This is a genomic window from Polynucleobacter sp. Fuers-14 (assembly GCF_018882045.1).
Taxonomy (GTDB): Bacteria; Pseudomonadota; Gammaproteobacteria; order Burkholderiales; family Burkholderiaceae; genus Polynucleobacter.
On record NZ_JACVPG010000003.1, the window covers coordinates 180,323 to 194,649 of the forward strand.

A 14,327-nucleotide genomic window follows, 5' to 3' on the forward strand; every position below is an offset into this window, starting at 1 on the left:
TAATGACTATGAGCACTAAGCCATTTAAGATTTTAGGTATTCAGCAAATCGCAATAGGCGGCGAAAATAAAGATCGACTCAAGAAGTTGTGGGTTGATATGCTCGGATTTGAATACAAAAGTACTTTTGTCTCTGAGCGTGAAAACGTAGATGAAGATATTTGTGCGATTGGTTCAGGTGCCTATGAGATAGAGGTTGATCTGATGCAGCCATTTGACATCGAAAAGAAACCAGCTGTACATCAGACACCCCTGAACCATATTGGTTTGTGGGTGGATGACCTCCCTAAAGCGGTTGAGTGGCTCTCAGCCAATGGCCTGCGCTTTGCTCCAGGGGGCATCCGCAAGGGTGCTGCAGGCTATGACATTACTTTTGTGCACCCCAAGGGGAATGACGAGTTCCCGATTAGCGGTGAAGGGGTGCTCATTGAGCTGGTTCAAGCGCCTCCTGAGGTGATTGCAGGATTAAGTTCATAATTTGGTTTTGTAATTAGCAAACAGGATTCAAATTGGCAAATATATTGGCCATCGACACCTCTTCAGCGTGGTGTTCGGTGGCTTTATCTTTAGGTGATAAAGCACCAGAGTTCAGGCATGAAGCTGTTTCAGCTGGTGCCAGCCAACTTCTATTGCCCTGGGTTGAGTCGCTGCTAGCTAATGCAAAACTGTCTTTAAAAGATCTTGATGCTATTGCTGTTGGTATTGGTCCCGGCGCATTCACGGGGGTTAGATTGGGTGTGGCTGCAGTTCAAGGCCTGGCAATTTCAAATAATCTTCCGGTCATATCCGTATGTAGCTTAGATGCAATAGCCGCGCAAATTACCAGCGCCGAGATTTATAAAAAGACCAAGCCTCAACGCTTCATGATAGCCATTGATGCACGCATGGAAGAAATTTATTGGGCGAACTATGAGTCTCAAGCTACTCAATTACCAAAACGCGTGAGTGATATTCACCTCACAAAGCCTGAAGTGCTTAACTTTGATGGCTTGCAACTCATAGCTGGTAGCGCTTTAAATGCCTACAGCAATCGTATGCCCCTATTTGATGGTCCAAAGGATGTCGAGATCTCAATCTCTGCATTGGGTGTCTTAGAGTGCGCCAAACAATCGTTTAAAGAAGGGCTGCAGGAAGATGTTCGACTGCTTGAGCCAATGTATGTGCGAAATAAAGTGGCATTTACCACTGCAGAGCGTGAAGGGGGGATGAAATAATGTCTGATATTTCCCCGGCAGGAGGTATTGCAGAGCTCTCGTTCATGCCAATGCAAGTTGTAGACTTAGATGAAGTTCTCAAGATAGAGTCCGTCTCGCACATTCACCCTTGGACAAAAGGTAATTTTTCCGATTCTTTGGCTGCTGGACATTGGGCTTATTGCATTCGTCCGCAAGTAGACCAAATGGTGAAGGGTAGTTATTTGGATCCAGCAGTGCTTTGGGCTTACTGCATCCTTTTTCCCGCGGTAGATGAATTGCACCTTCTCAATATTACGGTGTCGCCCCATTTGCGTAAACTTGGTTTGGGCCAAAGAATGATGGCTGCGATTGAGGGTGTAGCAGCCCAACAAAAAATGCCCCGAATTATCTTAGAGGTAAGACCAAGCAATACAGCTGCGATAACGCTCTATCAAAAATTGGGTTACGAGCAAATCGGCGTGCGCAAGAATTACTATCCAGCGAATCTGGAGACTGGATCTCGTGAAGATGCGCTCGTTATGGCCAAATCGATTAAGCTAGAGCCATGACCAATACACATTCAGCCTTCCTAAAAGAGATGGGCATCACCGAATGGGCTTCCCGGGATGTTGTACAAGCGACAGCTTTAGTAGCCGAGCAGACCAACGCTCAAGCCTCCCCTGAGGTTGCACAGTCAACTCCAAGAACCAGTCATGGAATGTGGTGGTTTTTTGGTAGCGAACCACAGGGCGATGCTCAAATCTTGTTCCAAAATATGATTCGTGTATTGGGGCTGGCTAAAAATGAGTGGGCTTGGAAAAATCCAAGTCAGAGTCTGAGTCAGTTGAGCGCCCCTGAAATGCCTGTTGTAGCAGTTGCCTTCGGTGGACCTACTGCTCAAAAAATTACTGGTGAAAGAGATCCATTGCCGCAGTTGCGCGAAACGGTTTTAGCTTTAAATACTGGCAATGAGGAAGAGATTCCTGTGATTGCTTCTTTTGAGCTCAATCAAGTACTTACAAAACCAAGTGATAAAGCGTTGCTCTGGCAGGATATGTTGTTAGCGAGATCTGTGCTGCAAAACAGTTGATGTAATTGTAAGCAAACCTATTGCTTGTGTTCGCCGATCAGGTGCATGGAGTCATACTCCGCTTGATTTCTGGCGTGGCGTTTAATCACTAGCCACATAATTAGGCTAACAATCAAACCGAATCCGATAATTACAAATTGAACTGGTATATCCAGCCAGATCAGCAGAGAATAAACTAACAACATCACCAAAACAGAAATGTTTTCGTTAAAGTTTTGTACTGCAATGGAGTGGCCTGCAGACATTAGGACGTGACCGCGATGTTGCAACAAGGCATTCATTGGCACTACAAAATAACCCGCTAACCAACCTACTAAAATTAATAAAAAATAAGCAGGCAATAAGTTTAGGGATATCTGAAACTTACCCACTGTAAGGATGCTTGTATTGGGAAGCATATCTGAGTTATAGACTGCCATGATGCAGACCACCAGGCCCATAGCAATGCCATAGGGCAATACCTTTAAGGATTTGCGAAGCGGAATACGCCAAGCTGCATAAACAGCGCCACCAGCAACACCTACAGCGGAAATGGCTTGCAAAATGGCCCCCTGGGATAGGTTCATATGCAAAGCCACTTGCGCCCACTTAATGACAATGAATTGCAGGGTTGCACCAGCACCCCAAAACAAGGTTGTTACCGCTAGGGAGATTTGACCTAAGCGATCATTCCAGAGCGTCTTAAAGCAAATGGCAAAGTCTTTGACCAACTCAATTGGATTGGTTTTCTGAGAAACGTAACGCGCGCCAGTATCGGGAATCTTTAAGTTAATGAGTGCGGCAACGACATAAATCATCATGATGATCAGAATTGCCGACTCGGCTGGCGTATCAATGCCAGTATCAAATGTAGGTATGTCTAGTGCTAAAAGGCTTTGAGATACCGTGCTACTAATCAGTACGCCACCTAAAACGGTGCCTAAAATGATTGAGCTTACCGTTAATCCCTCGATCCAACCATTGGCTGCAACTAATTTTTCAGGAGGTAGAAGTTCGGTCAGAATCCCGTATTTAGCTGGCGAGTAAGCAGCGGCACCTAGGCCGACGATGGCATAGGCCATTAGAGGATGGCTACCGAACAACATGGTCACGCAGCCAACAAACTTAATGGTATTGGTGATAAACATGACATTACCCTTGGGTCGGGAGTCTGCAAGGGCTCCAACAAAGGCTGCTAGAAGAACGTAGGACAATACAAAGAACAATTTGAGCAACGGCGTCATCCAGGCCGGAGCTTGAAGCTGGGCCAAAAGCGCAATAGCGGCAATTAGGAGAGCATTATCGGCAAGCGACGAAAAAAATTGCGCCGCCATAATGATGTAAAAGCTACGGTTCATTCGTACAATCTAGTCATTACTGCAATTAAAGCATGAAAGGGGGGTGAAAATGGGTGATTCAGCTAACGGCCTGATTAATAGGCCAATTTTGGCATCTATTAATAGTGCCGCCTTTCAGCATAATTTAAACCGAGTTCGGGAATTGGCGCCAGAATCCAAAATCTGGTCTGTCATCAAGGCTCGAGCCTATGGTCATTGTTTTGAAGCGGCATTAAAGGGGCTGTCCTCTACGGATGGCTTTGCCTTGTTAGACATACAGGACGCCGCCTGGCTAAGGGAGCATGGCTGGCAGGGGCGAATCCTCCTTTTAGAAGGTTTATTTCATGAAAATGAGCTAAGCCGAGCGGAAGATTTAGCGTGTGACCTTGTGGTCCACTGTGATGCTCAAGTAGATTGGCTGGAGCGATTTAAAGGAAAAAACCATAAGCCTTTAAGTGTCTTTCTAAAGATGAATACCGGCATGAATCGCCTGGGATTTAAGCCTGAAATTTATCGAACTATTTTTCATCGCTTGCACGCGGCTGGTTATCACATGCATCACATGACCCATTTTGCCAATGCTGATCAAGTGGATCAGTTACCCTCAGTTGGCGGTCAACAAGAATTATTTAATGAAGCGATTGCTGGTCTAGAAGGTGCAACATCGCTAGCTAACTCTGCAGCTATTTTGTGGCATCGCAACGCCTTAGGCGATTGGGTGCGCCCAGGTATCATGCTCTATGGCGCATCACCAACAGGACTGCATGCTGATATTGAGCATGCCAATCTCAGAGCGGTCATGCAACTTCATAGTGAAATTATTGATGTTCAAGAACTTCAAAAAGGCGATCGCATTGGTTACGGCGGTCGTTATGAGGCGCTTAATGCCATGCGAATTGGTATTGTGGCTTGTGGCTATGCTGATGGGTATCCACGTCATGCTCAAGATGGCACGCCAGTTTGGGTTGGCAATAGTGATCATGGAATCATTTGCCCTCTAGTTGGAAGAGTTTCTATGGACATGCTGACAATTGATTTAAGCAAAGTACCAAATGCAGGAATTGGGAGTGTTGTGCAGCTTTGGGGTAATAAAGTTCCAGTTGATGATGTGGCACAAATGAGTGGAACCATTGGTTATGAGTTGCTTTGTGCTGTGGCGCCTAGGGTTCCTGTAGAGATTCAGTAGATAAAGAAAATGCCAAGCCGGAAAATAAAAAATCCTCCACAGCGGAGGATTTTTTTGAGAATGAAGCAATCTTACTTATTCCAGAACTGCCACCATCTGCGCTCTTTTTTAACACGTTGACCGGTGATCATCATTTGGCTGTCTGGGAAGTTTAATTTGAAGACGCGGGCTGAATCATTGCTTAGTTCAACCATGCCGAGCTTCTCATAAGACTTGGTGAGAATGTAGAGCGCCTCTTCAACGGCAGGTGCGCGATCGTAATCACGTATAACTAGCTGAGCGCGATTGGCTGCGGCCAGATAGGCGCCACGTTGATAATAAAAGCGCGCAACAATCACATCCGCCTCAGCAAGAGAATTCACTATATAGCGCATGCGATCTAATGCATCTGGAGCGTACTTGCTGTCTGGGAAACGATCTACTACTACTTTGAAGGACTCAAAAGCTTCTTTAGCAGCTTTAGGGTCGCGCTCACTGAGGTCCTGGCCAGTAAACTTGCCAAGCCATCCTAAGTCATCATTAAAGGTAATGAGGCCTTTTAAGTAATAAGCGTAATCTAGACTCTCGCTACCTTGATGTAATTTAATAAAGCGATCAATCGCAACCAGTGCTTGAGCTTGTTCTTGCGCTTTCCAGTAGCAATAAGCAGAGTTAATTTGTGCTTGTTGTGAATAGGGTCCGAAAGGAAAGCGCGCCTCTAATTTTTCAAAGTACTTGCCGCACTTAGCAAAGTCAGCATCATTGAGTTTGTCAGTGGCTTCAGAGTAGAGCTTTGCCTCTGACCAAATATCGGTGTCATCTTTGCTGCTATCGCTACCTGCGCATCCACTCAAAAGCATTAATGCGAACATGAAGGCTAAAAGCAGGGCAAAAGGAGAGCCACTTACATGGAAGCTCTTTTTTTGTGAGGGTGAATTCCCAGCAAGCCTTAAACTGGCGTCTGATATTACGTCGGACATAACTGAAAGGCTCTCTAAGCGTGGCATTGCCGGAAACTCCTGAATCGAATCCCATTGATTATATCGATGATGAGGATTTCATCTCCCTAGATATCCCTTTAGAGATGGCTGGCGAGCGTTTGGACAAGGTACTAGCAGGGTCTTTGCCTGATTATTCACGCAATCGCCTTAAGGCTTGGGTTGAAGCTGGCGCCGTTATGGTCGATGGAAAGGTTACCAAAGCCCGTTATTTGCTCCATGGCGGTGAGAGCATTAAGGTTTTTCCACAGGAAATGCCTGAGCAATTTGCTTTCAACCCTGAAAATATTCCCCTAGATGTGGTCTACGAGGATGAGGACATCATTGTGGTCAATAAGACGCCTGGCCTCGTAGTACATCCAGCGGCGGGAAATTGGACCGGAACCCTGTTGAATGGGCTCTTATTTCATTATCCTGAGCTCAAGTTACTCCCCAGGGCGGGAATAGTGCATCGCCTGGATAAGGACACTTCAGGCCTGATGGTCGTGGCGAGAACATCCCAAGCCCAAACCTCCCTAGTACGTCAACTTCAAGAAAGAACGGTGGGACGTCGCTATTTGGCTTGGGTGTGGGGTGATGCCCCAAGTCAAGGCAAAGTCCTGGCTTCGGTTGGGCGTGATCAGCGAGATCGCCTCAAGATGGCTGCAGGCAGTCCACAAGGAAAACCGGCAGCTACTTTATTTCGACGCTTAGCCAAGGGTTTGGTTGGAGAGGCTGCTGTCACATTGTTAGAGTGTCGCCTGGAAACAGGGCGTACGCATCAGATTCGTGTACATCTTGAATCACTCGGTTTTCCATTGGTGGGCGACCCGGTCTACCGCAAAAAGGTTCCGGGTGCAGCTAAAAATCTTTCATTTAATCGCCAGGCTTTACATGCCTTTGCTTTAAGTCTTCAACATCCGGTGAAACATGAATTAATGACTTGGTTCCGCTTGCCACCACAGGATTTATTGGACTTATTACCGCAACTGGGAATGAGTGGCGAAGTTCTTCCGAAAGAATCTGTCGTGTTGGCCTCTATTGAAAATGAGTCACTCCGTTGAGTTTGGTTGAGCCTCAATGGCCCACCCCAAACTCGGTGCGCACAGCAGTCAGCACAAGGTTAGGCGGGGTAAGTCAATCCCCATATGATTCCCTAAATCTGGGCGATCATGTGGGAGACCGGGCTGAGGCTGTTTTAGTTAATAGAGCTATTTTTACTAAAGAGATGCCAGGTGAGCCTATCTGGTTAAAGCAGACTCACCAAACAACAGTAAGCACTCCGAAAAGTCGAGACTTAAACCGGGGGCTAGCAATTGAGGCTGATGCCTCAGTTACCAATGCTCCTGAAGAGGTTTTGGTCATCATGACGGCAGATTGCTTGCCAGTGTTATTTACTAACTCTAAAGGGACTGCGGTTGGTACCGCACATGCTGGCTGGAGGGGGCTGTGCGCTGGAATTTTGGAAAATACCATTGCTGAGTTGCTCAAGATTTCTGATGGATCCACTGCGGCAGACTTCATGGCTTGGCTAGGACCAGCAATTGGACCTGAATCATTTGAGGTTGGAGAGGATGTTATGAAGTCATTTCAAGACTCCGGCTTTGTTGTTCCAAAGAATGCATTCACAGAAATACCTCATAAACCTGGAAAGTTTCTGGCAGATATCTACCTGTTGGCACGAGCACGTTTAGAGGCTTGTGGCGTAAAAATGATTTTCGGTGGCGAATACTGCACTGTTCGAGATCAGCAGCAGTTTTTTTCTTATCGTCGCGATGGCGAGACTGGAAGATTTGCCTCAGCCATCTGGATTGAAAAATAGCTTGTGCACAAAAGCATGCGGGTTAGTACTAGCCCGTGCACCAAGCTAGGGTTATTGCGTATAACTCTATAGTGCTTAAGGGCGGAGAATGTCTCTAACTAATTGAAGAGACTACTATGTTTGCAGGCATGAATACCGGTGTAACACCATCTTTGGCACCGCATCATATGGCGCTCATTCCGCCAGAGCGTTTATCTGAAATCCAAAAAGAATATTTCACTGAATTAGCGCACATTGCAACCAATCCTGAAGCGATTGAGGTTAAAGATCGTCGTTTTGCAGGTAAGGCCTGGCACTCATCCTGGAGCAAAGTCATTGCTGCTACTTATTTACTTAATTCCAAGCATCTCATGGAGTTAGCAAAAGCAGTTGAGACGGACGAAAAGTCAAAGCAGAAAATATTATTTACTACTGAGCAAATGATTGATGCTTTGTCACCATCTAACTTTATTGCCACCAATCCAGAGGTATTAGAAAGCATTATTAGCTCCCAAGGACAATCAATTCAAAAAGGGATTGTGAATTTGTTGGGAGATATGAAAAAAGGTAAGGTCTCTCAAACAGATGAATCTGCTTTTGAAGTGGGCAAAAATATTGCCACTACAGAAGGTCATGTGGTATTTCGTAATGAGTTATTCGAGCTAATTCAATACACGCCATTAACAGAGCAAGTATTTGAACGCCCTTATTTAATGGTGCCACCATGCATCAATAAGTATTACATTCTCGATTTACAACCTGACAACTCTGTCGTTCGTCATATGGTGAGTCAAGGGCATACCGTGTTCTTGGTTTCCTGGAAGAACCCAGATGCTTCCATGGCTCAAGTGAGCTGGGATGATTACGTAGGTAAGGGTGTTATCAAAGCAATTGAAGTCGTAAAAGAAATTGGCGATACCAAGCAAATTAATATCTTAGGGTTCTGCGTTGGCGGGACCTTAACCAGCTCTGCATTGGCTGTGCTGGCAGCCCGAGACGAGCATCCAGCAGCAAGCTTGACACTCCTAACCACCTTATTGGATTTCACGGATACCGGAATTCTGGATGTCTTTATCGATGAAGGCATGGTGGAGATGCGCGAGAACTCTATTGGCGGTAAGGGCGGTAAGTACGGCATGATGTCAGGCCTCGATTTAGGCAATACCTTTTCATTCTTGCGTCCGAATGATTTGGTATGGAACTACGTAGTGGAGAACTACCTCAAAGGTAATTCACCCCCACCATTTGATTTGTTGTATTGGAATGGCGACTCCACTAATCTTCCTGGCGCAATGTACTGCTGGTACCTTCGACATACCTACTTGCAGAATGATTTAGTGAAGCCCGGCAAAGTAAAAATTTGCGGTGAAAAAGTGGATCTCGGAAAAATCAATTGCCCCGCATATTTATATGCATCCCAAGAAGATCACATTGTTCCTTGGAGGTCTGCTTACGAATCGACTCATCTTCTGAAAGGTAAAAATCGTTTCGTATTAGGCGCTTCTGGACATATTGCGGGTGTGATCAATCCTCCGGCTAAAAATAAGCGTTATTACTTTGAAAATAACAAGATTGCTCCAACAGCCCAGGAGTGGCTAGAGGGGGCAAAACAAATTCCAGGAAGTTGGTGGCCTGATTACACCAAATGGCTTGCGCAATTTGGCGGTGAAATGAAACCAGCAGGTACTACTTTTGGAAATGCTAAGTACAAAAAAATGGAAGCGGCACCTGGCGTGTATGTAAAAGAAAAAGCAACGCCAGAACTCAATTAATAATTAACGAAGGTTTTAAAAAGGGGAAAGTAATGTCTCAAAAAGTCGCATATGTAACTGGTGGTATGGGTGGTATTGGTACCGCTATCTGCCAACGTTTAGCTAAAGATGGCTTTAAAGTGATCGCAGGCTGTGGTCCAAATTCTCCGCGTAAAGATCGCTGGATTGGCGAGCAAAAAGCCTTGGGCTATGATTTTATTGCTTCCGAAGGTAATGTTTCCGATTGGGATAGTACGGTCGCTGCCTTTGAGAAGGTTAAGGCTGAAGTAGGTCGTGTAGACGTATTGGTAAATAACGCCGGCATTACCCGTGACAGCGTTTTCCGCAAAATGACCCCAGACGCATGGAAAGCTGTGATTGATACCAACCTGAATTCCTTGTTTAACGTTACCAAACAAGTGATTGATGGCATGGTTGAAAATAACTGGGGCCGGATTATTAATATTTCCTCTGTCAATGGTCAAAAGGGCCAGTTTGGTCAGGCGAACTATTCCACTGCAAAGGCAGGTCTGCACGGCTTTACTATGGCTTTAGCTCAAGAAGTTGCCACTAAGGGCGTTACTGTAAATACGGTGTCCCCTGGTTATATCGGCACTGATATGGTTAAAGCTATCCGCGAAGATGTCCTTGAGAAGATTGTTTCTGGCATTCCAGTCAAGCGTTTGGGCACTCCTGAAGAGATTGCCTCTATCTGCTGCTGGATAGCTTCTGAAGATGGTGGCTATGCTACTGGTGCAGACTTCTCCCTAAACGGCGGTATCCACACTGGTTAATATTGCACTGCAACAATTAATTCAGTATTTGTAGTACGTGCAGTACGCAACACAGCATATTTACCTTTTGGTCAACTTAAGGCTAAACTACGCTGATGTTGCGATGCAGTAAATAGTAAGGAAAATACATGGTTACCCGCGCTAAACGAGCTGGCGAAGATCGGCTCATTAAGAAGTATCCGAATCGTCGTCTCTACGACACCCAGACAAGTACATACGTCACGCTATCTGACATCAAAAACTTGGTTATGGCTAATGAAGTATTTAAAGTAGTTGATGCCAAAACTGAAGAAGATTTAACGCGCAATATATTGCTGCAAATTATTCTTGAGGAAGAGGCTGGTGGCGCACCAGTATTTTCATCACAAATGCTTTCGCAAATCATTCGCTTTTATGGAAACTCCATGCAGGGTTTGATGGGTAACTATCTTGAGAAGACCATGCAATCATTTGTGGACATTCACAATAAGCTTGGCGATCAAACGAAGGGCCTCGGTGCTGGCAGTACACCAGAGGCATGGTCACAAATGATGAATCTCCAAAACCCGCTGATGCAAGGCTTGATGGGTAACTACATGGAGCAAAGTAAAGATCTCTTTATCAAAATGCAAGAACAGGTGCAGGGTTCTCAAAATATTTTTGGAAACTTTCCATTTACCCCTCAGCCCAATAAAACTGAAAAAGAATAGTTGTGGCTGGGAAAATTGGATTTGTATCCTTAGGGTGCCCTAAGGCACTTGTAGACTCTGAACTTATCCTGACGCAATTGAGCGCTGAGGGATATGAGACCGCCAAGGATTACTCTGGCGCCGATCTTGTAGTTGTGAATACCTGTGGCTTCATTGACTCAGCCGTAGAGGAGAGTCTTTCGGCTATTGGCGAGGCTCTCGCTGAAAATGGCAAAGTCATTGTGACTGGTTGTCTGGGTGCGAGAAAAAATGCTGACGGTAGCGACCTCATTTCAAGCATTCACCCCAAAGTCCTCGCCGTTACAGGCCCTCATGCTACCGACGAGGTAATGCAAGCCATTCATTTGCATCTACCTAAACCGCATGATCCATTCACTGATTTAGTTCCCCCGGCTGGCGTCAAACTGACGCCAAAGCATTACGCCTACCTCAAAATTAGTGAAGGCTGTAACCATCGTTGTACTTTCTGCATTATTCCCAATATGCGTGGTGATTTAGTTTCACGGCCGATTGGTGAAGTGTTACTTGAAGCTAAAAGATTGTTTGAGTCTGGCGTAAAAGAGTTACTAGTTGTCTCACAAGACACTAGTGCTTATGGTGTTGATATTCAATATCGCACTGGCTTTTGGGATGGCAAACCAGTCAAAACGAAAATGTTTGATTTGGTAAATGCTTTAAATCAAATTGCTCGCGAGCATCAGGCTTGGGTGCGATTGCATTATGTTTACCCATACCCACATGTGGACAATGTCTTGCCATTGATGGCCGAGTTTTCAGAATATGGTTATGGCGTTCTACCTTACTTGGATATTCCATTGCAGCATTCTCACCCAGATGTCCTCAAGCGTATGAAGCGTCCTGCGAGTGGTGAGAAGAACTTGGAGCGTATCTTGGCGTGGCGCGAAGCTTGTCCTGATTTGGTTATTCGCAGTACCTTTATTGCAGGCTTCCCTGGAGAGACCGAAGAGGAGTTTGAACACCTTCTTAATTTCTTGGATGAGGCGCAAATTGATCGCGCTGGTTGTTTTGCCTACTCACCCGTTGAGGGGGCTACAGCGAACCAATTGGATAACCCAATTCCTTCTGAGATTAGAGAAGAGCGGCGCGCTAGATTTATGGCTAAAGCCGAAGATATTTCCATAAAACGGCTTGCAAAAAAAATAGGCAAGCGTGTTCAGGTCATCATTGATCGAGTAGATGAATCTGGCGGAATTGGCAGAACGATTGGCGATGCCCCAGAAATTGATGGTCTAGTTAGGGTTTTGCCTCCTAGCAAGCCCTCTAAGCGCTATCGTGCCGGTGAAATCATCAAGGCTACTGTGATTAGCTCCCAAGGGCATGACCTAATAGCCGAAACTTGACGAATGCAATAAAACTGATAGTTGGATTACTTATTTAGTACAAAGTCAGCCTAATAATTGGGCTTAGCAAAGGGGATTGATATGAGTCGTGATGTCGTTGTCTTAAGTGCAGTTCGTTCCGCAATTGGCACCTTTAATGGCGCTCTCAGTAGTTTTGAGCCTTCCGAGCTCGGCGGTATCGTGATGAAAGAGGCGGTAGCACGTTCAGGCGTAGATCCTGCTTTGATTAATTACATTACTGTGGGCAACACCATTCCTACAGATAGCCGCTATGGTTATGTAGCACGGGTTGCATCTATCCAGGCTGGCCTGCCAATGGAATCAGTGGCAATGGCATTAAATCGTTTGTGTAGCTCTGGCTTGCAAGCAATCGTTACAACTGCACAGCAAATTATGTTGGGAGATTGTGACTATGGTATTGGCGGTGGCGTTGAAGTTATGTCCCGCGGCATGTATGGCTCTCCAGCGATGCGCAGTGGTGCACGCATGGGCGATACCAAAATGATCGACTTGATGGTTGGTATTTTGACTGACCCATTTGGTGTTGGTCATATGGGCGTTACAGCAGAAAATCTCGTTGAAAAATGGAAGTTAACACGTGATGAGCAAGATGCTCTAGCCATGGAATCTCATCGTCGTGCTGCTAATGCAATTAAAGAAGGTCGCTTTAAATCTCAGATCGTGCCAATCACTATTAAAACTCGTAAGGGTGATGTAGTGTTTGATACCGATGAGCATGTGAAGCCTGAAACTACGATGGAAACGCTTGCCAAGATGAAGGCAGTGTTCAAAAAAGAGGGTGGTTCTGTAACGGCTGGTAATGCATCGGGTATTAATGATGGTGCCGCATTCTTTGTATTGGCTGATGCTGAAACTGCAAAGAAAGCTGGTCATAAGCCTATCGCTCGTTTGGTATCTTATGCAGTAGCTGGAGTTCCAAACCACATCATGGGTGAAGGCCCAATTCCCGCAACCAAATTAGCTCTTGAGCGCGCCGGTCTGAAATTAGATCAAATGGACGTCATTGAGTCTAACGAGGCTTTTGCTGCTCAAGCGTTGGCGGTTACTAAAGGTTTGGGCTTAGATCCGGCCAAGACTAACGTCAACGGTGGTGCAATCGCTTTGGGCCACCCAATTGGCTGTTCTGGCGCAGCGATTGCTACTAAGGCAATCCATGAGTTACACCGCGTTCAAGGTAAATATGCTTTGGTAACAATGTGTATTGGTGGTGGTCAAGGTATCGCTACTATTTTTGAGCGTCTATAAACATAGAAACATAACTATTACCCCGATCTCTTGGGTACAAGCCTAAGAGATCAGTAGTAAAGCAGCATCTAAGCCGACGCGGTCAAAAGCCGCATCGGCTTTTTCTTTGACGACCGGCTTTGCTTGGTATGCAACACTGATGCCAGAGCCATTCATCATTATCAGATCATTGGCACCATCACCCATGGTGATGGCATTCGCTTTTGTGCAGCCAAGGCGAGCACAAGCTTCGTCTAGATGGGCGGCCTTCGCTGCGCCATCGACAATGTCGCCAAGAACCTTGCCGGTAAGATTGCCATCGATGATTTCTAGCGTATTCGCCTGAGTTTGCTTGAAGCCAAGCTCTTGACGTAATTTTTCAGTAAAGAAAGTAAAGCCGCCTGAGACAAGCAGGGTGTACAAACCACGTTCATGAGCCCCGGCTAAAAGTTCTGCTGCTCCTAGGTTGGGTCGTAAGCGCTCTCGATAAACAGATTCGAGTGCATCAGCATGTACGCCTTCTAAAAGAGCAACTCGCCTTCTTAAACTTTCTTTAAAGTCTTTGATTTCACCACGCATAGTAGCTTCGGTAATTTCAGCTACAGCGGACTTCTTGCCTGTGAAATCAGCAATCTCATCAATGCATTCAATATTAATCAACGTTGAATCCATATCCATTGCTAGTACACGAATGTCTTGTGGCAATAGATTTGGCTTTAGAAAGCACAGATCGGCATTAAAGCTTGCTGCAATAGTTCGCAGTTGCTCACGTTGAGTTGTATCCAGATGTGCACTTGCTTCAAAACGCTCGGAGTAATAGCTCCCGTTGCTGGTTTGGCCGCCGGTAGAGTGCAGTGAAATGCCAAACTTTAAGGCCTGATCTTTTAATGAAAATACGAGCTTATCGGCAATAGGCTCTCTAGACAGGGCAACAAGAACTTGGTAATTGGGCATGTCTTAATAA

At 45.6% G+C, this 14,327-nt stretch carries 15 protein-coding genes; 12 read left to right on the forward strand and 3 right to left on the reverse strand.

From position 1 onward, the window contains the following. Positions 1-8 precede the first annotated feature (8 nt). From ICN40_RS01640 to ICN40_RS01655, 4 genes are read left to right on the forward strand one after another with little or no spacing between them, the layout of a single operon-like run. Positions 9-476 (forward strand): VOC family protein, encoded by a 468-nt coding sequence (locus ICN40_RS01640; protein WP_215322123.1) that lies wholly within the window; start codon positions 9-11, stop codon positions 474-476. 32 nt (positions 477-508) lie between these two features. Beyond that, positions 509-1,213 (forward strand): tRNA (adenosine(37)-N6)-threonylcarbamoyltransferase complex dimerization subunit type 1 TsaB, encoded by a 705-nt coding sequence (gene tsaB / locus ICN40_RS01645; RefSeq protein WP_215322125.1) that lies wholly within the window; start codon positions 509-511, stop codon positions 1,211-1,213. After that, a complete protein-coding gene (gene rimI / locus ICN40_RS01650; RefSeq protein WP_215322127.1) occupies positions 1,213-1,743 on the forward strand; it encodes a ribosomal protein S18-alanine N-acetyltransferase in 531 nt (176 codons plus the stop codon). The genes tsaB and rimI overlap by 1 nt, the downstream gene beginning before the upstream one ends. Beyond that, positions 1,740-2,264, forward strand: a complete 525-nt coding sequence (locus ICN40_RS01655; RefSeq protein WP_216241632.1) for a hypothetical protein — start codon at positions 1,740-1,742, stop codon at positions 2,262-2,264. The genes rimI and ICN40_RS01655 overlap by 4 nt, the downstream gene beginning before the upstream one ends. A 17-nt stretch (positions 2,265-2,281) precedes the next feature. Here the strand turns inward: ICN40_RS01655 and lplT are convergent, their stop codons facing one another. Next, positions 2,282-3,601 (reverse strand): lysophospholipid transporter LplT, encoded by a 1,320-nt coding sequence (gene lplT, locus ICN40_RS01660; protein ID WP_216241635.1) that lies wholly within the window; start codon positions 3,599-3,601, stop codon positions 2,282-2,284. Positions 3,602-3,674: 73 nt separating this feature from the next. On the opposite strand from lplT, the gene alr reads away from it, so the two are divergent. Beyond that, entirely contained in the window at positions 3,675-4,766 is a 1,092-nt protein-coding gene (alr, locus tag ICN40_RS01665; RefSeq protein ID WP_216242031.1) for an alanine racemase, read from the forward strand. Positions 4,767-4,837: 71 nt separating this feature from the next. Here alr and ICN40_RS01670 read toward each other — a convergent pair whose 3' ends face one another. After that, complete coding sequence (locus ICN40_RS01670; protein ID WP_216241637.1) at positions 4,838-5,725, reverse strand: outer membrane protein assembly factor BamD; 888 nt, start codon at positions 5,723-5,725, stop codon at positions 4,838-4,840. A 20-nt stretch (positions 5,726-5,745) separates the two neighbouring features. On the opposite strand from ICN40_RS01670, the gene ICN40_RS01675 reads away from it, so the two are divergent. The 7 genes from ICN40_RS01675 (at position 5,746) to ICN40_RS01705 (ending at position 13,384) form a co-directional block, all read left to right on the forward strand. Beyond that, positions 5,746-6,786, forward strand: a complete 1,041-nt coding sequence (locus ICN40_RS01675; RefSeq protein WP_216241639.1) for an RluA family pseudouridine synthase — start codon at positions 5,746-5,748, stop codon at positions 6,784-6,786. A 35-nt stretch (positions 6,787-6,821) separates the two neighbouring features. Then, positions 6,822-7,544 carry a peptidoglycan editing factor PgeF gene (gene pgeF, locus ICN40_RS01680; protein ID WP_308281758.1) on the forward strand — a complete coding sequence of 241 codons (723 nt, stop codon included), beginning with the start codon at positions 6,822-6,824 and terminating at the stop codon, positions 7,542-7,544. Between the two features lie 116 nt (positions 7,545-7,660). Beyond that, positions 7,661-9,295, forward strand: a complete 1,635-nt coding sequence (gene phaC / locus ICN40_RS01685; protein ID WP_216241644.1) for a class I poly(R)-hydroxyalkanoic acid synthase — start codon at positions 7,661-7,663, stop codon at positions 9,293-9,295. 32 nt (positions 9,296-9,327) lie between these two features. Continuing rightward, positions 9,328-10,068 carry a 3-ketoacyl-ACP reductase gene (locus ICN40_RS01690; RefSeq protein WP_072582397.1) on the forward strand — a complete coding sequence of 247 codons (741 nt, stop codon included), beginning with the start codon at positions 9,328-9,330 and terminating at the stop codon, positions 10,066-10,068. A 128-nt stretch (positions 10,069-10,196) separates the two neighbouring features. Further along, the gene (gene phaR / locus ICN40_RS01695; protein WP_215322134.1) at positions 10,197-10,757 is read left to right on the forward strand and encodes a polyhydroxyalkanoate synthesis repressor PhaR; all 561 of its coding nucleotides are present in this window, start codon (positions 10,197-10,199) and stop codon (positions 10,755-10,757) included. A gap of 2 nt (positions 10,758-10,759) precedes the next feature. Beyond that, positions 10,760-12,118 carry a 30S ribosomal protein S12 methylthiotransferase RimO gene (rimO, locus tag ICN40_RS01700; protein WP_216241647.1) on the forward strand — a complete coding sequence of 453 codons (1,359 nt, stop codon included), beginning with the start codon at positions 10,760-10,762 and terminating at the stop codon, positions 12,116-12,118. 81 nt (positions 12,119-12,199) lie between these two features. Beyond that, positions 12,200-13,384, forward strand: coding sequence for an acetyl-CoA C-acyltransferase family protein (locus ICN40_RS01705; protein ID WP_216241650.1), 1,185 nt, complete (start codon positions 12,200-12,202; stop codon positions 13,382-13,384). A gap of 42 nt (positions 13,385-13,426) precedes the next feature. On the opposite strand, the gene serB is transcribed toward ICN40_RS01705, so the two are convergent. Further along, complete coding sequence (gene serB / locus ICN40_RS01710; protein ID WP_216241652.1) at positions 13,427-14,317, reverse strand: phosphoserine phosphatase SerB; 891 nt, start codon at positions 14,315-14,317, stop codon at positions 13,427-13,429. Positions 14,318-14,327 lie beyond the last annotated feature (10 nt).